The sequence below is a fragment of the Vibrio sp. PBL-C16 genome, from assembly GCF_034321865.1.
GTDB classification, from domain to species: Bacteria; Pseudomonadota; Gammaproteobacteria; order Enterobacterales; family Vibrionaceae; genus Vibrio; species Vibrio alginolyticus.
The window spans coordinates 862,010-884,227 of the sequence record NZ_JAXLNY010000002.1; the positions used below are offsets into that span (position 1 = coordinate 862,010).

At 43.9% G+C, this 22,218-nt stretch carries 17 protein-coding genes and 1 tRNA gene; 8 read left to right on the plus strand and 10 right to left on the minus strand.

The window, feature by feature from the left end; all coding sequences use genetic code 11:
• Window positions 1-162 precede the first annotated feature (162 nt).
• Window positions 163-2,013: a signal peptide peptidase SppA gene (sppA, locus tag UQW94_RS12300; protein WP_213968779.1), complete on the minus strand. Its 1,851-nt coding sequence runs from the start codon at window positions 2,011-2,013 to the stop codon at window positions 163-165.
• Window positions 2,014-2,237: 224 nt separating this feature from the next.
• On the opposite strand from sppA, the gene UQW94_RS12305 reads away from it, so the two are divergent.
• Complete coding sequence (locus UQW94_RS12305; protein WP_005380708.1) at window positions 2,238-4,250, plus strand: NADPH-dependent 2,4-dienoyl-CoA reductase; 2,013 nt, start codon at window positions 2,238-2,240, stop codon at window positions 4,248-4,250.
• Window positions 4,251-4,309: 59 nt separating this feature from the next.
• On the opposite strand, the gene UQW94_RS12310 is transcribed toward UQW94_RS12305, so the two are convergent.
• Window positions 4,310-5,626, minus strand: coding sequence for an MFS transporter (locus UQW94_RS12310; RefSeq protein WP_213968778.1), 1,317 nt, complete (start codon window positions 5,624-5,626; stop codon window positions 4,310-4,312).
• Window positions 5,627-5,799: 173 nt separating this feature from the next.
• On the opposite strand from UQW94_RS12310, the gene UQW94_RS12315 reads away from it, so the two are divergent.
• Window positions 5,800-6,348: an NAD(P)H nitroreductase gene (locus tag UQW94_RS12315; protein ID WP_005380711.1), complete on the plus strand. Its 549-nt coding sequence runs from the start codon at window positions 5,800-5,802 to the stop codon at window positions 6,346-6,348.
• Between the two features lie 103 nt (window positions 6,349-6,451).
• Window positions 6,452-8,419: a DNA topoisomerase III gene (locus UQW94_RS12320; protein WP_322142253.1), complete on the plus strand. Its 1,968-nt coding sequence runs from the start codon at window positions 6,452-6,454 to the stop codon at window positions 8,417-8,419.
• 44 nt (window positions 8,420-8,463) lie between these two features.
• On the opposite strand, the gene UQW94_RS12325 is transcribed toward UQW94_RS12320, so the two are convergent.
• Together UQW94_RS12325 and UQW94_RS12330 are read right to left on the minus strand one after the other, a co-directional pair.
• Window positions 8,464-8,670 carry a hypothetical protein gene (locus UQW94_RS12325; protein WP_005380717.1) on the minus strand — a complete coding sequence of 69 codons (207 nt, stop codon included), beginning with the start codon at window positions 8,668-8,670 and terminating at the stop codon, window positions 8,464-8,466.
• Window positions 8,671-8,853: 183 nt separating this feature from the next.
• Window positions 8,854-9,543 (minus strand): SDR family oxidoreductase, encoded by a 690-nt coding sequence (locus tag UQW94_RS12330; protein WP_005384911.1) that lies wholly within the window; start codon window positions 9,541-9,543, stop codon window positions 8,854-8,856.
• A 271-nt stretch (window positions 9,544-9,814) separates the two neighbouring features.
• Here UQW94_RS12330 and UQW94_RS12335 point away from each other — a divergent pair, with 271 nt between their 5' ends.
• Window positions 9,815-10,738, plus strand: coding sequence for a histone deacetylase (locus UQW94_RS12335; RefSeq protein WP_213968776.1), 924 nt, complete (start codon window positions 9,815-9,817; stop codon window positions 10,736-10,738).
• A 194-nt stretch (window positions 10,739-10,932) separates the two neighbouring features.
• On the opposite strand, the gene UQW94_RS12340 is transcribed toward UQW94_RS12335, so the two are convergent.
• The 3 genes from UQW94_RS12340 to UQW94_RS12350 form a co-directional block, all read right to left on the minus strand.
• Window positions 10,933-11,023 (minus strand) — tRNA-Ser (locus UQW94_RS12340).
• A gap of 154 nt (window positions 11,024-11,177) precedes the next feature.
• Complete coding sequence (locus UQW94_RS12345) at window positions 11,178-12,986, minus strand: DUF3413 domain-containing protein (protein WP_005380721.1); 1,809 nt, start codon at window positions 12,984-12,986, stop codon at window positions 11,178-11,180.
• Between the two features lie 22 nt (window positions 12,987-13,008).
• Complete coding sequence (locus tag UQW94_RS12350; protein WP_005380722.1) at window positions 13,009-13,236, minus strand: YejL family protein; 228 nt, start codon at window positions 13,234-13,236, stop codon at window positions 13,009-13,011.
• A gap of 85 nt (window positions 13,237-13,321) precedes the next feature.
• Between UQW94_RS12350 and yejK the strand changes: the two genes are divergently transcribed.
• The 3 genes from yejK (at window position 13,322) to UQW94_RS12365 (ending at window position 16,999) form a co-directional block, all read left to right on the plus strand.
• Window positions 13,322-14,320: a nucleoid-associated protein YejK gene (gene yejK, locus UQW94_RS12355; protein WP_151515024.1), complete on the plus strand. Its 999-nt coding sequence runs from the start codon at window positions 13,322-13,324 to the stop codon at window positions 14,318-14,320.
• A gap of 82 nt (window positions 14,321-14,402) precedes the next feature.
• Window positions 14,403-15,731: an Hpt domain-containing protein gene (locus UQW94_RS12360; RefSeq protein WP_213872644.1), complete on the plus strand. Its 1,329-nt coding sequence runs from the start codon at window positions 14,403-14,405 to the stop codon at window positions 15,729-15,731.
• A 104-nt stretch (window positions 15,732-15,835) separates the two neighbouring features.
• Window positions 15,836-16,999 (plus strand): hypothetical protein, encoded by a 1,164-nt coding sequence (locus tag UQW94_RS12365; protein ID WP_054701577.1) that lies wholly within the window; start codon window positions 15,836-15,838, stop codon window positions 16,997-16,999.
• A gap of 90 nt (window positions 17,000-17,089) precedes the next feature.
• Here the strand turns inward: UQW94_RS12365 and nhaC are convergent, their stop codons facing one another.
• A complete protein-coding gene (gene nhaC / locus UQW94_RS12370; RefSeq protein WP_136975962.1) occupies window positions 17,090-18,523 on the minus strand; it encodes a Na+/H+ antiporter NhaC in 1,434 nt (477 codons plus the stop codon).
• A gap of 431 nt (window positions 18,524-18,954) precedes the next feature.
• On the opposite strand from nhaC, the gene asd reads away from it, so the two are divergent.
• Entirely contained in the window at window positions 18,955-20,070 is a 1,116-nt protein-coding gene (gene asd, locus UQW94_RS12375; protein ID WP_005380727.1) for an aspartate-semialdehyde dehydrogenase, read from the plus strand.
• Window positions 20,071-20,127: 57 nt separating this feature from the next.
• On the opposite strand, the gene UQW94_RS12380 is transcribed toward asd, so the two are convergent.
• Window positions 20,128-20,991, minus strand: coding sequence for an ion transporter (locus tag UQW94_RS12380; protein ID WP_005380728.1), 864 nt, complete (start codon window positions 20,989-20,991; stop codon window positions 20,128-20,130).
• A 35-nt stretch (window positions 20,992-21,026) separates the two neighbouring features.
• Window positions 21,027-21,665, minus strand: coding sequence for a YchE family NAAT transporter (locus tag UQW94_RS12385; RefSeq protein WP_005380729.1), 639 nt, complete (start codon window positions 21,663-21,665; stop codon window positions 21,027-21,029).
• Window positions 21,666-22,218 lie beyond the last annotated feature (553 nt).

The following is a 22,218-nucleotide window of genomic DNA, read 5'->3' on the forward strand; positions in this document are numbered from 1 at the left end:
TTTTTTCTTTCGTGTAGGGGAACAGAGGCGGGGATTATATACCTAAATAACCTTGAGATGCGAGGCTATACGCACAGCATCAGAAAGTCATCTGAGGAGATGCAAAGCCTAATAAAAAGGGCACTTCAAGTAGAAGTGCCCTTTGTAATATTGATGGAAAAACTACTGCACTTGGCAGTTCAAACAAAATGCGTATTGACCTTTAGGATCGTTGAAGCTTTGGAGCACGCTTGCGTCTTGTTCGAATTGTTGAGCTACGGGTTGAAGACTTTTTGGTAGCAAGCTTGTTGCATCAATACCTAGAGAGACTTTCACCTGTTTCATAAACTCTTGTAGAAATAGTTCAGTAGGTGAAAGAGGCTCTTCTACCCAGTAAATGCCGTAATCGGTTACGTTCGCTAGTTTCGCCGCTAGCTCTACAGCATCATCAAAGTCACCCATTTGATCGACAAGACCAAAGGATAGTGCATCTTGGCCAGTCCAAACTCGACCTTGAGCAACTTTGTCAACTTCCTCTAGAGACATATCGCGATTCTCGCCAACTAGAGAAATAAAGCGCTTGTAACCGTGTTCGATACCTAATTGGAACACTTGAGACGCGCCCTCAGAAAGGCCAGTGGTAATACCGTCACCTGAGAACGGCGATGTGCCAACGCCATCAGTATTAATACCTAACTTGCTAAAGCCTTTTTCAAACGTGGTGATGACACTAAATATACCAATGGAGCCCGTCAGGGTTGTTGGCTGAGCAACGATTTTGTCTGCGCTCATTGAAATCCAATAACCACCAGAAGCGGCCAAACTCGACATGGATACAACAACCGGCTTACCTGCTTGCTTCAGAGCTTCTACTTCGTTACGAATCACTTCAGAAGCAAAGGCACTGCCTCCTGGACTATCTACTCGTAATACGACCGCTTTCACTTTTTCATCATTGCGTGCTTGACGCAGCAAGCTTGCGACTGTGTCACCACCAACAGTTCCGCGAGGTTGTTGACCGTCCATAATCGCGCCACTTGCTAGAACAACGGCGATGTCGTGCTGAGGTAGTGTGTAATCGGGACGAATCGTTGCAAGGTAGTCGTAGTAACCAATCGCGTTGTAGCTGTCTTTGCCGTCGCTACCAAACTGTTTTGCGAATAGAGTGCGAATGTCTTGGCGTGTAGCAAGTTCATCTACTAGCCCCAATTTGACTGCGAGCTGAGCAATATCGCCATTTACAGACTTCATCTCGTTAATCAGTTCATCCATGGTTGGATTAAGCACTTTCGCATCAATGTTTCGGTTTGTTGTTACGTCATCAACAAAAGCACTCCACAATTGAGTAACCCAGCGTGTTGCTGACTCTTTCGCCGCATCGGACATGTCATCACGAATAAACGGTTCGATAGCGGATTTATAAGTACCTACGCGAAAAACATGAGTAGAAACGTCAAGCTTTTCAAGTAACGTTTTGTAGTACATTGAGTAAGCGCTGTAACCTTTAATCAATACACCACCATCAGGTGCCAGATAAACTTTGTCAGCGTAACTTGCCAAGTAATATTGGCTTTGGTTGTAGAAATCACCTACGGCGTAAACGGGTTTGCCTGACGCTTTAAATTCGTTCAACGCTTTCGCGATGTAACGTAGTTTCGTGAGATTTGTTTCTGGCATGTCTCGCAGTGCTAGCACTAATCCAGACACTTTAGGATCGTCTTTCGCGTAGCGAATGGTATCAACGATATCGAAAAGGACGTTTTCTTTCGGTAACTCATTACCCAAAAGGGAGCCAGCAAAAGAGTCCATTGGGTTTACATAACGTCTTTGTTCGACAATTGGGCCTGAAAGGTTCATCACCAATGCCGATTCTTTTTCGACGACAGGTTGACCGTCTCCGGTATAAGTAAAGGCAAAGTAGAAAACGGCAATCATCAGCAAGAAAATTAGGTTTGCCAGTGCGAGTCTGATGAAAGTGATACTTTTCCATATCCCTTTAAATATCAAACCAATAAATTTGAAGAGTTTTTTCATCTTGTCTCCATAACGAGATAGTTACGCCGAGTCTAACAAAGTATGGGTTCTTATCTCTAAGATCTCAAAAGATAACATTTTTTTAGCTTATCACGACCACTCAACAATTGGCATATTTTCACACGAGATTGATCGGTGTTACAAAAATGTAAACGCTTGTTTGATTTTTTGGTTGAGCAGGCTTAATCTGGTCAGACCATGATAATAACAATGGATGTTAAGTGATGTCTGCCATGTACCCAAACCTATTAAAGCCACTGGATCTCGGTTTCACACAATTACGAAACCGAGTTCTGATGGGATCAATGCACACGGGCTTAGAAGAGCACAAAGAAGGATTACAGAAGCTCGCTGCTTTTTATGAAGAACGCGCGAAAGGCGGTGTCGGACTGATTGTAACCGGAGGTTTTTCTCCTAACTTACGCGGTCGTTTACACCCGTTGAGTGCTGAATTCAGCAAGCCAAAACATGCTAAAGCCCATAAAGTTGTGACAGAAGCGGTGCACAAGCACGGTGGTAAAATTGCGTTGCAAATTCTCCATGCTGGGCGTTATGCAATGCATCCATTCTCGCAAAGTGCATCTGGCATTAAAGCGCCGATTGCAAAGTTTGCTCCGAGTGAAATGAGCGACCGCCAGATAAAGAAAACCATCGACGCGTTTGCTAATAGTGCGGAGTTAGCACAGCTTGCTGGTTATGATGGCGTCGAGTTAATGGGCTCGGAAGGTTACTTGATAAACCAATTCTTATGTAAACGTACTAATATGCGTTACGACGAATGGGGTGGCAGCTATAAAAAACGTATGCGTTTTCCGTTAGAAATTGTTAAAGCGGTACGCAAGGCGGTAGGTGACAAGTTCATCATCATCTTCCGTCTTTCTATGCTGGATCTTGTCGAGCAGGGCAGTACTTTTGAAGACGTTATCGAATTGGCGAAAGCACTTGAAGAGGCTGGCGTCACGATTATTAATACGGGTATCGGTTGGCATGAGGCTCGAATTCCGACCATTGCGACTCAAGTACCACGTGGTGCGTTTACATGGGTTACGGAAAAAGTTAAACCTCACGTTTCGGTTCCTATTATCACTTGCAACCGTATAAATACGCCAGATGAAGCAGAACGCATTTTATCTTCAGGTCATGCCGACATGGTTTCGATGGCGCGCCCATTCTTGGCCGATCCTTACTTTGTTGCTAAAGCCGAACAGGAAAAAGCGCAGCTTATTAATACGTGTATCGGTTGTAATCAGGCGTGTCTAGATAACGTGTTTAAAGGTAAGCGCGCCAGTTGCTTAGTGAACCCTTTAGCGTGCTATGAAACCGAAATTGTTGTTGAACCAGCCTTTAAGAAGAAAAACATTGCAGTTGTTGGTGCAGGCCCTGCGGGCTTGGCTTGTGCGACCACACTGGCTGAACGTGGTCATAAGGTTGATTTGTTCGAAAAGAACGACCGCATCGGTGGTCAGTTCCGTCTTGCGATGCAGATCCCTGGTAAGGAAGAGTTTCGAGAGACGATACGATATTTCGCTAACCGTATTGATGAAACAGGCGTGAATCTGCACTTATCGACGGAAGCGAACTATGACTTACTCACAGAATACGATGAGATAGTGATGGCATCGGGTGTTGAGCCACGTAAAGTCAATATTGATGGAATTGATAACCCAGAGAAAGTCGTCGACTATCAAACTCTCATTCGAGACAAAACGCCAGTCGGTGAGAAAGTGGCTATCGTTGGTGCTGGTGGCATTGGCGTAGATGTCGCGACCATGCTCACAGAGCCAGTTGGACAAACGTTGGATGACTGGTTGCATGAATGGGGAATCGACAAGGAGATGTCTCAGCCGGGTGGTTTATATCCTTACCCTGATGCGGTCAGCGATAAAGAAGTCTGGGTACTTCAGCGTCGTAAAGGTCGTGTAGGTAAAGGTCCGGGTAAAACGACAGGTTGGATCCATAAACGTACCCTTGAAAAACGGGGCGTACATTTAGTCGGTGGCGTGTCTTACGATAAAATTGATGATCAAGGTTTGCACATTCATGTAGACGGAAGCGCGCAGGTACTTAATGCAGACAAAGTGATCATTTGTGCTGGACAAGAGTCTGTACGTCCGTTTGAAGATAAATGGTCTGAACTTGGAGAGAAGATTCATATCATTGGCGGAGCTGACCATGCGGGTGAACTTGATGCTGTGCGTGCGATTCGTCAAGGTGTTAAATTGGCGGTAAAACTCTAGCCTTTTAATGTGTATTTACCATAAAAGCTGCGCTTTGAGCGCAGCTTCTTTGTATAGAACTAGTCACTGATATCTGGCAGTTGTTTGGCCATTACCACGCCAGCAAAAGTAATAAAAGAGAACACTAACACCACAGCTGAAAGGCTCAAGAAGTTCGACATAACACCAAGAGAGCTCATTAGAAGCAGCATTATCCCAACCACTGTGTTACTCACGGCTACATAGCTCGTCCGTTTGTCACCTTCTGCGATATCAACTAAATAGGTTTTTCGTCCGACTCGTATTCCGTCGTGGGCAATACAAACACAAAAGTAAAGCAGAGGAATCACGAATAGGAAGCTTTGGCTAGCGGTGACCCATGTATCGTAAACAAATAACACAATACCAAGTAGCGCGCTCATCATTGCGCCTATGACCATCACACTGCGGCTAGAGCGATCGGACATTCTTCCCCAGAAAGGGCCTGACACAAAGGAGGCTAAGCCACTCGCAAACATAAAGAGAGCAAGCACCCAGAGCTGTCCACCCAGAGATTGCTGTGCCAGCACAACGTAGTACGGTGCACTCAGCGCAGAACATAAAAATAGTGTCCGCGTGATAACGAATCGACGAAAGGTCACGTCTGTCTTAAGTAACGCGAGTTGTTTAAATGCTTCGAGGACGCCATTTCTACCACCATCTACCTCACCGGCATACTCATTAATTCGCGCATAGACGAATGCAGCGATGAGCCATATGACGCCCGCTAAGCCTAAACTCAGACCGTAAAAGCGCTCTGTCGGCTCTACGTCCCATAACCAGGCTAGTGCCAGAAGGCTAGCGAAAAGCAGCGTAACTAGGCCAGCAGCGCTTGAAGACCAGCCGTTGACTTGACCTCGTTGGTTTTTAGGGATGGTTTTGCCCAATACATCTTTTGATGCGACGGAATTTAAACCGCGTGAGAGGCTGAAGATCACAAGGCATGCAATCACACCATAACCCGCAGCTGCTCCTGTTAGAGTTAATGCGACCAATCCGATTGCAAATATGGAAAGAGCCTGCAAGATGCTGCCAATTACCCAGACCCATTTTCTTACTGGAATGCGTCGGATGTAGTGCGCGATGCTAAGTTGTGGGATAAGGGATCCTGACTCACGAATAGGAACCAGCCAACCAATTAAGTAAACCGGAGCCCCGAGACTTTGTAGTATCCACGGCAACGTGACTTTAGGGTTGATTAACGCATCGCCGACCTTCGTTAAAAACTGAGCGAGAATGATTTTAAGAAAGTTGCCGGGAACTTGATGACAAGCTGATTCAGGAATCGCCTTACAGGCACGGGCATCTTCGTCATTAACGATCTTTTCGTAAATGCTGTTTTGTTTGTCCTTGTTCATCAACCTGCCTATGTTCAACTTATTCATTTCGCGAATAAATTAACATTAAACCCAGTTTGATGTTAAGTGAAGCACGTTATCAAGCCCCCAGAAAACCGGTTGTTATTCGCAGGAGCAGATTGTGCTAAAGTGGCGTAAACAAAATAACAACGATATTCAATAAGGATTCTTTCATGGACGCTCTCGATCTTTTGCTCAATCGCCGATCTATCGCGAAGTTATCCGCGCCTGCACCAGAAGGTAAAGCACTTGAGAACATCATTCGTGCAGGCCTTCGTGCGCCTGACCATGCGGGATTAACCCCTTGGCGTTTCGTTATCGCACAGGGCGATGGTTTGAAAAAACTGTCAGATATCTTGGTAAAAGCGGCAGAAGCTGAAAATAGTGATGAAGCGGTGGTCGAAAAGGTAAAGAATGCCCCATTTCGCGCACCAATGGTGATCACTGTTATTGCTAAAGTAACAGAACATGAGAAAGTACCAGCACTAGAGCAACACTTATCTGCGGGATGTGCTGTACAAGCGATGCAAATGGCAGCCGTAGCGCAAGGCTTTCAAGGGTTTTGGCGCTCAGGTAAGTGGATGTTCCATCCAGAAGTTCATCAAGCATTTGGTTTAGAAGGTGACGATGAGATTGTTGGTTTCTTGTACTTAGGCACGCCTGGTTGTACACCGATGAAAGTTCCTGAGCGTGATCTTTCTCAGTTTGTTGAGTTTCTATAACTGAAAACTCAAATATACTGACTGTTTATTTATACAGTTTTTCTTGATTTATTAGGGCTACATTCGATAATGTGGCCCTAATTATATTTATTTCCAAAACGTTATGTCTCGTCTGTTTATTGCTGAAAAACCAAGTTTAGGCCGTGCGATTGCCGCTGCACTGCCAAACCCTCAAAAGAGAGATCAAGGATTCATCCGCTGTGGGAACGGGGATATCGTTACTTGGTGTATCGGCCACTTACTCGAACAGGTCGAACCCGACGCTTACGATGAGCGTTACAAAAAGTGGAATATGGCAGATTTACCAATTGTTCCGCAGCAATGGCAGCTCAGACCGAGGAAAAGCGCAAGTAAGCAATTAACAGTGATTCGTAAATTGCTCAAAGAAGCTAACGAAGTCATTCATGCAGGAGACCCAGACCGAGAGGGTCAGCTGTTAGTTGATGAAGTTCTGGACTATTGCAAGTTATCTAAAACCAAGAAGGAATCTACACAGCGTTTGCTGATTTCCGACTTGAACTTACCTGCGGTTAAACGCGCACTCAGTTCTATGCGCAGTAATCGCGAGTTTATCCCACTTTCAGTTTCTGCATTGGCCCGCTCTCGGGCTGATTGGCTGTATGGTATGAACATGTCTCGTGCTTATACCTTGCTTGGTCAAAAAGCAGGGTATCAAGGTGTTCTCTCGGTAGGGCGAGTGCAAACGCCAGTTCTTGGCTTAGTGGTGCGTCGTGATGAAGAAATCGAAAACTTTGTCCCGAAGGACTATTTTACCCTACATGCTCTGATCCCATATCAAGATGCCAATGGTACTTTTGATATTCGTGCTCGTTGGAAGCCAAGTGAGGCATGCAAGCCTTGGCAGGACGAAGAAGGTCGAGTGTTAAACCGTAAGTTGGTGGAAAATGTTGCAAACCGCATCGCAAATCAACCTGCAAAAGTGACGGAGTCGGAACAAAAGCAAACCAAGCAATCAGCACCATTACCTTATTCGTTATCTGCCTTACAGATCGATGCCGCGAAGCGCTATGGTATGAGTGCGCAACAAGTACTAGATACTTGTCAGGCATTGTATGAAAAGCACAAGCTGATCACTTACCCGCGTTCAGATTGTCGCTATTTACCGATGGAACACTACTCACAAGCAGGGACGGTGACAGCTGCTATTGCGAATAACGCAAAAGAGTTGCAAGTTGCCGTTCAGGGAGCAGACTTAACATTAAAGTCCAAAGCCTGGAACGATAAAAAAGTGGATGCGCACCATGCGATTATCCCTACACCGAAGCAAGCTAATGTGAATGCGCTTTCCGGCAATGAGATGAAAGTGTATCAATTGATTGCGCGCCAGTACCTCATGCAGTTCTATCCGGCGGCGGTTTACGCAGAAGCGAAATTGGTTTTCGATATCGCTGGTGGTACGTTTGTCGCGAAAGGTCGTCAGTTAGTTTCGCCGGGTTGGAAAGCGCTAATGGGCAAAACTGACAAGGAAGATGAAGGTATTGATGCCGTGCCACCGCTACCCGAAGGCACCGTGTTAACTTGTCGTGAAGGGGAAATAAAAGACCGAAAAACCGAGCCACCAAAGCATTTTACCGAGGCATCGCTGTTGCAAGCGATGACCGGGATCGCCCGTTATGTTGCGGATAAAGAACTGAAAAAAATCCTTCGTGACACTGATGGGCTAGGCACGGAAGCGACTCGCGCTGGTATTTTGGACACGCTGTTCAAACGCCAACTGCTTACGCGTCAAGGTAAGTCAATTCTCAGTTCTCCTGCGGGAAGAGGTCTCATTCATGCCTTGCCAGAAGATTCAACATACCCTGATATGACGGCTCATTGGGAGCACCAGTTACAAGGTATGGCAGAGAGAAATCAAGCATATCAGCCGTTCATGCAAGCACTGGAACAACGCATTGATAGCTTGATGGCACAAGTAAAAGCAGGCCCTATCCCTGATTCATTACGTCATCTACCCAAGGTGGAACGTCCTGCGTTTAAACGTAAAAAGCGCAGTTATTCAAAGAATGGTGGCGCGACTAAATCTCGTGCAACCAAAGGTAAGCAGGCATAGGACAAGCGCGGCGTAATTAAACTCCGCGCATGCTTGAAAATAGATTACTCGAACAGATCACCGTGGTTTTGGATCGCGCCTCTTACTTCACCTTGAGTTAACACGCGTTTGTCCAGTACCTCTTTCACCTGGTTGCCCAAGTCAACTAATGTATCTCGATTCGCTTGAGTTTGGCGTTTACCAGCACTTCTCAAGCAGTAATTTAGTTCGTGCTCTTCGCTAAAATTAACCAAATCCCTATCTGCTGCCATCGTGCTTTCTCCTTATTTGTTCTACTTTTTCCTAAGTCTGGATTGGATGTAGATAAATTCAAGTTAGATTGCGCGAATTATGCTGGTGGATCACTGATGAACATTATGTTTGCCAACCAAGTCACGATTATGAAGCCTGGCTTTGATGGTATTTGGTTTAGTGATGGTTGTGTCTTAATGCTGCTACCAAGGTAACTCAGTACCATCGTAGTTAATAAATCGACCTGAAAGCTGCGGTGTGCTCAGTTCTATCACGTTCGCGAGGCCCTGTGCGGAGGTTTGCGTATCTATCAATGCATTTGGCCCGCCCATCGCCGTTTTTACCCAACCAGGGTGAAGCGCTAAAACGGTAAATCCTTCAGGTGTTAAATCATTACTTAAGCTTTTCACAACCGAGTTAAGCGCCGCTTTCGATGAGCGATAAATATAGCCGCCGCCGGACGTATTTTCGGTCATACTGCCGACTTTTGATGAGATACAAGCAATCTTTTTCATCTTGCCTTGTTGTAAGCGAGGGTAACAGTACTCAACCAGTTTTAACGGAGCAATGGTGTTTACTTCGAAGACTTTACGCCATGCTTCTACGTCAGTATTTCCAAAGCCATATCCCTTGGGCCCGTAATATCCTGCATTATTGATGAGTAAGTCGATGGCAGGGAGTTTATCGGCAAGCTTAGCGACTTGTTCGTAGTGCGTGACATCCAGTTCGTGCAAAACTAGATTGCTGAATTGTGAGGCTAGAGTTTGTAGTTCTGAACTGTTCTCTAAGGAACGGCTAGTAGCATGTACTTGGTGGCCTTGCTTCAGGTACAGCTCAGTTAAGCTAAGGCCAATGCCGCGATTTGCTCCGGTAATAAAGACGGTTTGACTCATACAAACACCTATGTTTTTTTGATTTCAGTTGAAAGTCATTGTGTTAGCTAAGCACAATAAAATCAACCAACCACCACGCACCAACAACAAGAGATGAAAATAGGGACAGAGCACAAAGAGAGCCAAACAGTGCGCCGAGAATAGCAAAGAAAGTAGAATTCATATGTATATTAAATTTAATTGATATTGAAAATCATTATCAATTAAATTGCGTTTTATTCAACCCTTGAAGTTGATACTATTTCGTTACCATTGTTATTAAGAATTTCTCATGCTGCCATTTATCTACCACCCGATTTATTCTCAACTTGAGTTGCCAGAGGGGCATCGTTACCCAATTATGAAATACCAGTACCTCTATGAATCGGTATTGGTGCATATGGAGAAAGATAACTGGAAAGAGCACGCGCAGTTTTTCCAGCCCGAAGCATTAACTGTTGGGGAAGTAAAACGTGTTCATGACGAGGAATACGTCGAGTTACTTCTTAGTGGAAACATGCCAGCTGCGAAGATGCGCCGAATAGGTTTTCCTTGGAGTGAGTCTCTCATTACCAGAACGCTAACTTCAGCAGCGGGCACGGCTCTGACCGCAAAAAAGGCACTTGAGTACGGTGTGGCCATTCATTTGAGTGGTGGGTATCACCACGCACACAAAGAGTTTGGCAGTGGTTTTTGTTTATTTAATGACTTAGTGATCGCGGCCAGGCAAGCGCTCGAAGTCGAGCATGTCGATAAAGTATTGATCATTGACAGTGATGTTCACCATGGGGATGGAACAGCAACTTTATGTGACGATGAGCCAGATATCATCACGCTTTCTTTCCACTGTGATAAAAACTTCCCAGCGAGGAAGCCTCAGTCTGACCTCGATGTGCCTTTGGTGCGAGGGACAGGTGATGAGGATTTTTTAATGGCGTTTAAAGAAGTGGTCGATATGGCACTTAATCTTCATCGCCCTGATTTAGTTATCTACGATGCTGGTGTCGATATACATCAAGACGATGAGCTTGGATATTTTGATGTGTCGACTCAAGGGATTTTAGAACGTGATAGATTTTTAATGCAAACAGTGAAATCTCGAGGTATCCCTGTCGCAGCTGTCGTTGGAGGTGGATATCGAACGAATCATGCTGACCTCGTCCCAATCCACTTGCAGCTTATCAATGCCGCTAAAGAAGTCTTTATTGATGAGTAGATACAACTAGACGTAAATATCAAATTGATTCAACACTGGAACGAACGAAAAGGGCATTAATTTTTTGTGGGTTCTTTCTGAGTGTGGCGGAGTGCTTAGTTGCGTTCAAGAAGTGATAAGTGATTTGTACAAATCTTTTTAAGTCTGGAGATGCGAAAAAGCCCGCTAATTTCTTAGCGGGCTTTTTCTAAAAGTGGCGGAGAGATAGGGATTTGAACCCTAGATACGCTATTAACGTATGCCGGTTTTCAAGACCGGTGCTTTCAACCACTCAGCCATCTCTCCGTTGTTGAGGCGCATAATATAAGGCTTTGAAAATGTTGTAAACCCCTAGTTGAACTGATTGGATGTTTACTGCGCAAATTTGTGGTTTGTGTTGTTTAAATAAACAAAAACTCCCCAAAAAGGGGAGTTTGAATAGTATATGGATTGCTAGGTATTAATCGTTTTTAGAATAAAAACGCTGTAACTCAGTTAAACCTTGCATCAAAACTGGCAACTTCGGTGCATCATCTCGAAGTCGTTTGTAGTTTTTGTCATACAGCTTGTAGTTGCCAAACTTATCGATCACTGTGGTTTGTGAGCTAGTAATTAAGGCAAGCTCGCGAGTATCGCCCGCCAAGATCCAGCGACGACGACTTTCATCGAATAGGTTGCGACCACTACTGTAATCATATGGGTTGGAAGATACGCCGAGCATATCTTGCAACAGTGTAACTGAGAGGTCCAAGTGACTTGTGCTGTGATTAAATTCGCCAGCTAGCATTCCAGGCCAATGGATCACCATCGGAACTTGTAATTGATAACGGCTGTAGTTGCTGTTTGCTCCCCAGCTGTTCGTATTGGTTTCGTTAAATTCACTACCGTGATTAGAAGTGATGATTACGATGGTGTTTGTCAGTTGTCCCGTCGTTTCTAGTTCATCAATAATACCGGCGATAGTTCTATCCGCCGACTTCACTGCATATTCATAAGCTTTTTTGAATCGCTCACTTGCGGGCATTTCTTCGTCATTATTTGAAGGAATCGATTCAAAATTATCAACGGTGGTGACTTCGATGTAACTAAACCATGGCTGACTTGCTTTCTCTGCTAACCATGTATTCCAGTTTGCGATAGATTGTTTATCGGTATGAGCTTGCGTGCCATCTAGGTCTTCCGCTAAGTTCAAGTCGCGGAAAATAATTTCTGAGTAGAGATCATCTTCAAACCCACTGCCACTGAATAAACCAAAGTTGTAGCCCTGATCTTTCAGCACATCGAGCAATACTGGGGACGCACCTTGCGCCTTGATGCTTGATGCATAACTGGTCGGTAAGCCATAGAACAAACCAAAGGCCCCGTATGTATCATTACTTGAGCTGTAATGATTACGGAAGTTCTGATTGTTTTCAGCAAATTCATAGAGGTTAGGCATCTCTTCTTGGTTAAGCGCATCCGCTCGTAAATTGTTTATGCTGATCATCAACACATTGAGCTTATTAACTCGGCGGTTAAACTCAAGCTTTTCAAGAGGGTAGTTGACTAACTCTACGTTGCCTTCGTTTTCTGCTAAACGTTTTAGGTATTCCTCACGGTCAAGTAGACCATGTTTTTCCATAAAACTCTTCGCCGTCATCGGGTAAGACAAAGGGAAGTTTGAACGCTGGCTAGTAATTGGGTTGTAAAAATACGCATCTGCCCAAATGTAAACCAAATGACTGGTCATAAAGCTGAGGAAAAAGACGGCCGCGAGAGGGCGTCCTACGTGCTTATGAGATAGTTTGCGCTGTTTTCGCCATACCCATTCGGATAGTGCGAGTTGAATAAGGAAGATCAGCGGCATTACAACAAAGAGATGTTGTAGATCAGTGCTGAGTGCACTTTTATCTTCGCTGAATAGTAACTCCCAAACGACAGGAGTTAAGTGCAAATTGATCGACTGATACGCTTGGGTATCAATCAATAATATGGTTTGCCCAACGGTCGCGAAAATCACTGCCACCAAACGGAACAATTTCCGCGATGGCAGGATAAACGTCAACGGGAATAGAACAAGCAAGTAAAGTGCGAAAACTAGAAAGCCAAAGTGACCAACCCAAGAAACCGCCAGATAAAACTGACCAAGTAACGTCTCGGGCCAAGGAGACTGAACAATGTAGCGTGTGCCTATCAACATCGATGCAACGATATTGAAGAATGCAAACCAGTGACCCCAACCAACTAGTCGAGATACACGTTCGCCGTATGAGTTTCCGCTGTCTACCATGTATGTGTTCTATTGTCCGTGATTAGTGTGTTTTTGGTGTTTCTAAAGAAGACATTAGCGCCTGAGCAAATTTTTCAGCAATCGCTTTGCGTTGTGAAGCAGCAACACGTTGATTTAAGACATTGGTTGCGATATTTCCGGCAATCATTAGCGTCAACTCAGGAGAAGCAGCATGTTTTTCAAGAACTGTTGCTACTTCAGCAAGAATTTTTTCTACTTGCTCGTCAGTATATTTAGATGTAATCGGCATAAAGACTCTAATAATGATAGTAAAAGCGGCTTATGATAACCTACAATGCCCATCAACTAAAACCTTGTAGCAAGATAAAATCACTATGAGTCTTCATCTTTCAAACGTTATTCTGCATCAACTGTGCAAAAACGATCAGGACGAGCTGGTTGTAAACTTTCGTCCAGCATCATTAGAGAACGATGCATCTACAGAAAACTTAGTCGCTGAGCTTCACCGAGTATTCCATTCTAAAGCTGGTAAAGGTTTTGGCGCTTTCCAGTCAGACAGCGAATTTCAATTTTGGCTTCAAGAAATGCGCAAAGGAGAGCGAGATTTTTACGACTTCTCACAAATTAGTGCAAATCGCTTGAAAGAAGAGTTGATTAAGTACCCATTTGCGGATGAAGGTATCTTGGTTTTCGCTGAGTATCAGAGTTTAGCAACGGACTACTTGTTCATCGGTATCTTACCAATGAATCAGAGTTTAAAAGTGACCGAAGGTTTGGACATCAGTGCGACAGATTACTTAGATATCACCAAAATGGATATTGCCGCACGCATCGACCTGTCGAGCTACGAGACCGACAAGGAATCCAATCGTTATCTGCAATACATTAAAGGACGCGTTGGCCGTAAAGTGGCGGACTTCTTCCTAGATTTTCTGCAAGCGGATATTGGCTTAGATACTAAACAACAAAACTTAGTGTTGATGCAGGCGGTGGATGATTTTTGTGCTGACTCGAAGCTAGAAAAGCAAGAAGTGAACGAGTACAAGAAACAAGTTTACGACTACTGCAATGAGCAAATTAAATCCGGTGATGAAGTTCAAATCTCAGAGCTTTCTGGAGAACTTCCTCCAAGCCAAGATGGCACAAGCTTTATGGATTTTACCAAAGAGCAAGGGTACGAGCTTGAAGAGTCTTTCCCAGGTGATCGTGCGACGGTTCGCAAACTGACTAAATTTGTTGGAGCTGGTGGTGGTTTGAATATTAGCTTCGATAGTCTCTTACTTGGCGAGCGTATTTTTTATGATCCAGAGACGGATACCTTAACGATTAAAGGGACGCCTCCAAATCTAAAAGATCAGTTAAGTCGCAATTAAAATCATATCGTTAAATAAAGAGAGCAAACGGCTCTCTTTTTTTATGTGAATAAGAAACATCCATAGTATATGCTTGTAATTAATGGAGATATGCGAGGGGCAAGTGTTGCTGAAGCTAAAAGAAGGAATACGGCGGTTTGTTTGGTTCTGGTTCGTTTTGTGGTGTGTTTTAGCACTTGGCATTTGGCTGCAAGCCAAACAAACGATTCAAACGATTTCGACTGTAAATGAGTTAGGAAGTAAAGTTGAAGAAGTCAGGCACTTTTTTAACTTCGATCTGCCTTACCGTGTTAAACACGTCGACCAAATTTCACTGAAACTTCAGTTGGCTTATGCAGTTCGCTTACAGCTTGAAAGTGAGTTTTCTGAAGGGAAAATCACACCAGACATCACTCAATTGCTTTATACGACCGACCGATTTTTAGAAAGTGCTCGAGCTTTTGTAAGAAGTGACAGTGAATTGGTTTCGTTAGCTGAACAGTTACGAAGCAGCCGTGCTCGAACAGAAAACTCTGAGCAAATTCAGGCAATGTACTATCGCTTAGGTGCGCTTGTTTTTGAGTCTGTCTTTAGTGACTCTGCAACGAATAGCGATACTTACCGTGACTTAGACCGACTTTTTATTGAATCAGAGACGCTCTCTCCCGAAGAGCGAAGTGCTCTTCAGCGCCAGCTTGCTCAAACCTCAAGCGCACTATCTGCTCAGGCACAGGGCAGTTATTTATCTAATCAACTGCTTAATCCAGATTTCCCGAACCAGTTAACTTCGATAAATGAGCAGTTGGAACAGAAGCTAATGACTTTTATTGTTTGGCTGTCTGTAATCAGTGGTTTGCTCCTTTTCCTCATTTCATGGGGAGCCTTCTCCCCAAAAACGATTCAACCGATACCACTACCCAGAACCGATGATAAAAAGTCAGAGCAAGTTGGCGATGATGAAAATGGAGCTAACACTGTTCCCTCAGCTCAGTCAGAAAATTTTCAAAACGTCCAAATGAACGAAAAAAGTTGTAATGAGGTGAATTCATCACAAGTGGAAGTAGTGGAACGTGAGCCGTACATAGATATCAATAAAATGTTAGATTCTCTGTCTGGTGACGAGGGCGCTGTGCGGATGTTACTGGAGGTCTTTATTCAGGACCACTCTGGCGATGGCACTAAAATGTATCAGCTGTTAGAAGAGGATAAAGAGCAAGCGCAAAGAGCCGCACACAGTCTTAAAGGGGTCTCAGGGAGTTTAGGTGCAATGCCATTGCACTGTATTTCGGGTGATATTGAACTGTTGATTAAACAAGGGCAAAAAGTGCCGGAAGAGAAGTTGGCATGTTTAGATGATGTCCTAAAACAAACCATACTTTTTGCTAATAATGTTCTCAATAGTAAAAAGATAACAGAAGCGCTAACAGATTGATATTGCTCTGACTTAATGTCATAAGAGTTGAGGTAATAAAGGCTCGAACTATATGACTTAGTTCGCTTTATTCCTGTTCTATACAATTTGTTAAAGGTGTTTTCATGTCCGTTCGCCGAATGTCTTCAATGATGTTGATAGGGCTGGTTATGATGCTTTCAGGGTGCTCCCTGCTCGAAGTCAAGATCGAGAGTCAAACCGTCCCTCTTACCAAACAAGAGCTCAATATGCGTCTTTTGACTCGTGAGTATGCGCAGCAGTTTTTTGCTCAGGTTGAGCAAGCAGCAGACGCACTACACGAACAATATGAGCCTCATGATAAAGTTCATCAATCTTATATTTTACTTTGGAAGATAAATGCTGAAGAAGGCATCCAAGCTTCTGCATACCAAGTGTCCCCAATGGCTGCACTGATTGATACATGGACTTTCACGCTACAAATGGAACAGTTTTTTACTACCGCTTCTGGTAATGAGCTCTTTGCGTCTGATGAGGCCAAGTTAGTTTCCGTTTATTTAGCGAAAGAGGTAGATAAACTGGCTCAATCTTTATTGAAGAAAGAAGCATACATCAAGACACAAACGTTTGTTGCAGAGTTCGCCAAGCAGCATCCATTCGCTGATTTAAGCATGATTAGGACTCCGGCTTACCGTAGGTGGTTAGATGCAAACCAAATTAGCGAAGAGGAAGCCGTTACAACGCTAGGCACGATGCCAGAAGCACTTGGGGATGTCTCTGAACGTCTAAGTCTGGTATCAGAACAGACACCAAAAATTATGACGTGGAAAGCGCAGTTGTTGGCCTTGAATAGCTCTGCCAGTATCGAAAAAGTCAATGCGGCGCTCAATAGTTTGCAAGTTACCGCTGATTCGATGAGGGATTTTATCGATAACAACCCAGAGTACATGCGTTATTTGGCAGAACAAATGGCGCTGGAGTTACAACCTTTGGTTGACGATATCGATCAAAGGACGGAGGCGCGTTTATCTCAGTTGGGTGAAGAACGCCAAGCTATAGAGCTGATGGTTGCCAGAGAGCGCCAAGAAATCGCACAGATCATTACCCATGAGCGCGAGAAGTTTGCTCAAGATATGGATCGAGTGTCGCAAGAGGTTGTGAATCTCGCCATGACTAAGCTGATTGAACTTGTCAAAAGTACCATCATCTACTTTATTCTGTTCATTGCCGTTATATTCTTTGCACCGCTTGGATTGGGCTATTGGTTTGGGAAGCGTGCAGCCGTGAAAACGCCAGTCAAACAAAGCTAACGATTTGTTTTGGAAATAAAAAAAGAGCGCTTTAAAGCGCTCTTTTTTAGTATTGAATTCGGAAGGGAGGTTCTTCCTATCTCTGCGAAGTTAAGCGGTTTGCTGCTTTAATTCGCCTTCAGCTTCTTCAACTGCTTTTGCTGTTGGTTCGCACTTATCAACAAACCAACCCATGTAAGAAGTGAAGATCGTTACGATGATACATACAAAACTCAGCCACATGAACGGGGCATAAGACAGTGTAGCAACACCCAAAATACTGGCCATGTAGATACCGTTGTCACTCCAAGGGACCATACCTGAGGTTAGCGTGCCGCCAAATTCTGCGTTACGAGACAAATTCTTACGTTTGTAGCCTAGACGGTCATAGTTCTTCGCACAGATTTTTGGGGTCAGAATAAGTGAAACGTACATCGCTGAACCAAATACGTTGCCCATAAAGGCCGTACCAATTGTGCTTGTTGCCAATGAACCTGCACTTTGAACGCGTTTTTCAAACAGCTTCGCGATAGTCTCTAGCACGCCTACTTTATCTAGTAGACCGCCAAAACCAAGGCCGAATACGATAACCGCTACCGACCCAAGCATTGAAGACATGCCGCCACGGTTAAGGATTGAGTCAATGAAATCTACGCCAGATGAGATTGCAAACGGAGCCCAAGCCGTGTTGAACGCGGTTAGGAAATCGACATCTTGGATCATCACTGCCCAAATAATACCTAGCAGAGAACCAAAACTGATCACTGGGAATGAAGGCATACGCATCGCTAGAAGTGACAATACGATGATCACAGGAACAAATGAGTAAGGGGTGATGTAGAACTGCTGTTCCATCGCTTTAATGACAGAGTCTACCTGGCTCATGTCAACTTGACCTGCGTAGTGGAAGCCAAATGCAGTAAACATAATGCCTGTAATAATGTAGCTAATGAGTGCTATCGGCAACATGCCTTTAATATGTTCCATCACTTCAACGTTAGACATAGATGAAGCAAGGATTACTGAATCCGATAGAGGCGACATTTTGTCACCAAAGTAACAGCCTGAAAGTACGGCACCTGCAGTGATTGGCGCAGGAACACCAAGACCTTGACCGATACCCATCATTGCAATACCTGCCGTGCCAGCCGCACCCCAAGATGTGCCAGTCGCTAGCGCAGTCAATGAACAGATGATCATGGTCGCGAGCAAAAAGATGGAAGGGTGGATTGCTTTAAGGCCGTAGTAAATAATGGTTGGAACAATACCACCAGAGATCCAAGTACCTACAAGCGCGCCAACGGCCAAAAGGATTAAAACGGCTCCAAGTCCATTGGAAATGCCATTTAGTGCTGCTTTTTCCAGATCTTTATACTGATGGCCAAGCTTTATGCCCAATATCATGACAATGAACCAACCGATGTATAGCGCTAGCTGAATCGGTAGGTCTAGCTTGGCTGTGAACGAAAATGCCAGCAGGAGAAATAAACCGAGCGAGATAAATACCTGTATCAAGCTTGGTAGGCGTGGTGTAACTTGCTTCATATGTGCCTCTGTCAATCTTGGAGCAATAGAGGAAGGCGCTCCTTGTTGTAATCGCGCATAACATACATTAACAAAAATTATATTTCGAACATTTGGTGTTTTATCTTGATGTTCGTCGGTAAAAACGTTTGATTGTGAAATTAACTGTTAGTTTGTTTTAACTTTTTTGGTTTTAAATGTTGTGTAATGTGAAATTATTGTGCTTCATGTGTTATTTTCTCATTGAGTGGTAAGACCAATTAGGGGACTAAAGTGCTTTCCCTACTTGAAAAATGGTTAAAACCGCAAACCAAACACTAAAAAATCTCGTGTAACCCGGTTTTTCAGAGGAAAAGGTTAAAAAACGCGCTTATTTACAAAATAGGGGTTGAGATTTTGCTGTGAAAAATTAACTATGGGATAGGTTTTTTAATACATGGAGAGTTAATACGATGAGAGTTGGTTTAGTTGGTTGGCGCGGTATGGTTGGTTCAGTCCTTATGCAGCGTATGGTTGAAGAGAAAGACTTCGACCTAATCGAACCAGTATTCTACAGTACTTCTCAAGTTGGTATTCCTGCTCCTAACTTAGGAAAAGACGCAGGCTTACTGCAAGACGCGTATGATATTGAAAGCTTAAAACAGCTTGATGCGGTAATCACCTGTCAAGGTGGTAGCTACACAGAAAAAGTTTTCCCTGCACTTCGTCAGGCTGGTTGGAAAGGCTACTGGATTGATGCGGCCTCTACGCTACGTATGGCTGAAGATTCGATCATCACACTTGATCCAGTGAACTTAAAGCAAATCCAACAAGGCATCCACGGTGGCACGAACACATTTGTCGGTGGTAACTGTACGGTTAGTTTAATGCTAATGGGGCTAGGTGGTCTATTTGAGAAAGGCCTTGTTGAGTGGACAAGCGCAATGACTTATCAAGCCGCATCTGGTGCTGGTGCGCAAAATATGCGTGAGTTGATCTCGCAAATGGGCGTTATCAATGACTCTGTGAGCTCTGAACTTGCAAACCCATCAAGCTCTATCCTAGATATTGATAAGAAAGTTGCGGATACAATGCGCAGCGGCTCTTTCCCTACCGATAAATTCGGTGTGCCACTAGCTGGTTCGTTGATCCCATGGATCGATGTGAAGCGCGATAATGGTCAGAGTAAAGAAGAGTGGAAAGCGGGCGCCGAGGCGAATAAAATTTTGGGTTCTCAAAGTTCACCTGTCCCAATTGACGGTACTTGTGTGCGTATTGGCGCGATGCGTTGTCACTCTCAAGCACTTACTATCAAGCTTAAACAAAATGTACCAATGGACGAAATCGAAGAAATCATCGCCACTCATAACGATTGGGTGAAAGTGATTCCTAACGACCGTGACATCACTGCTCAAGAGCTAACGCCGGCAAAAGTTACGGGCACAATGTCTGTACCAGTGGGTCGTCTACGTAAGATGGCAATGGGTGATGATTTCCTAAATGCTTTCACTGTTGGTGACCAACTGCTTTGGGGGGCTGCGGAGCCATTGCGTCGTACTCTGCGAATTATTCTGTCTGAGAAAGCATAATCACATCAATCCTTTATTTGATGACAAAATAAAAGAGCTCCTTAGGGAGCTCTTTTTTCATGCGTCGTCTTCCGTTCGAACGACTCTTTTGTCTGGATCGGCCAGTTCACTACCACAATGTTTACAGTAAATTGCGTCAGAGTCGTGCCCTGCGTGGGAGCAGTTTGGGCATTTCACCAATACTTTGTGCGATTGCATCTCTTGGTGTAATTCGGCAGTGAAAATACCTGTAGGTACCGCCAAAATGGAATAACCCAGTAACATGGTGAGTGATGCAAGCCCTTTACCTAGGTCTGTTTGAGGGACCAAGTCACCATAACCAACCGTTGTGATGGTCACGATCGCCCAATAAATACTTTTAGGAATGCTAGTAAATCCGTTTTCAGGTCCTTCAATGATAAAAATCAATGAGCCGAAAATCGTTACCATAATGGCGACGGAACTAAAGAAGATAAAAATCTTTCTGCGCGCCATAAGCAGTGAACGTAAGAGGATATTGGACTCTTGGAGGTATCGGACTAACTTGAGTATGCGGAATATTCGCATCACTCGCAGCGCCCTGATCACACCCATAAACGAAGCCGATGGGAAGAAGAGTGCTAAATAAGTGGGCAAAATCGCAAGTAAATCGACGACACCATAAAAACTCTTTGCGTAGGCGGCAGGTTTGGGGGAGCAATAAAGCCTTAGAAGGTATTCAATCGTGAATAGGCCAGTAAATGTGTATTCAATAAACTTCAGCTCTTTTTCCCACTCGGCCCGAACGGAGGGTATCGAATCTAACACCAGTACGATTAACGAACTGATGATCGCGATAATGAGAGCAATATCGAACGTTTTACCAGCTTTGGTATGAGTACCAAAAATGGTGACATATAGAGTATGTTTAAGAGAGTCAGTCGTCATGACAAAGCGATCCATTGTTGAATCGCTCTATCATACAATTTTATAGAAACTCAGGCTAATCCTGGAAATAAGTTGCGTAAGCCATTCGCAATGAACTCTATGCCAAGCGCGCCCAATATCAAACCCATGATACGAGTAATGACGTTGATTCCAGTTTGACCTAGAAATCGTACGATCAATGGGGCAGAACGGAATAATAGCCATGAACAAAGGCAGAACAAACCAATCGTAATACTAATGCCCACGGTATCGAACATGCTTGGGTAGCGTGCACCATAAACAATAGTCGAACTGATTGCACCAGGACCTGCCATTAAAGGCATTGCAAGAGGGACCACACCAATCTGTTCACGACTGACGTATTCCGTTTTCTCTTGTTTGTTCTGCTTATCTTCCCCCAGTTTACCGCTCATCATCGAGAATGCGATGCTAAGTAATAGCAACCCGCCAGCGACACGAAACGAATCCAGAGAAATACTGAACATGTCTAACAGTAACTGACCAGCAAAAAGCGAAATGATCAGGATGATCGCAACAGCCACATTTGCTGTTGTTGCCGTATTGCGCTTTTCGTCGGGTGTCATATGCCCGGTTAGTGACACAAACACAGGCATGATACCAACAGGGTTTACTGCGGCGACCAAACCGAGAAAAAACTGCAAGAAGATAGCAAGTTCAAAAGTTTGCATGTTGCGTACTCATCAAAGTTCACATTAGTAAAAAGGAGAAGGGGTAATTTGGGCGTAATGTAAGGCAAAAGTTAGGTTGCAAGAAATGAAAAAAACTAACGCATTCCCTGCCATTTAAGTGAGAAAAACTAATTCTTTAATAAACTGTATCTAATCTGGAAAGGAAATGTTACCTATAAAGTTGCTGATAAATTGCACTGTTTTACATAAACGTTAACATTCGCACATTTTTGATAAAAACCAAGGTGGTTTGTAGAGAGATGTATTCGGTTCGATATACTCTCAGTAGCACAAAGAATTGGGCCTACATGTAATTTTGTTGGTCAAAAATGAAACTTTTTTACAGGTTGTTGTAGTTTATTTTATTTATTTGTCCATTTGCTTCTTTTTTACTCAATAAAAAATGAAAGTTAATTTATTTGTTTATCAGTGATTTATGTCATTTTGGTGTGATGGGGCACCACTTTGGTAGTATTTAGGTGGTGAGAACTGATCCAAGTCAATTTTTTTCACACTCTGAAATATTATACTCAGTCCTGAAAGCAATTTACTA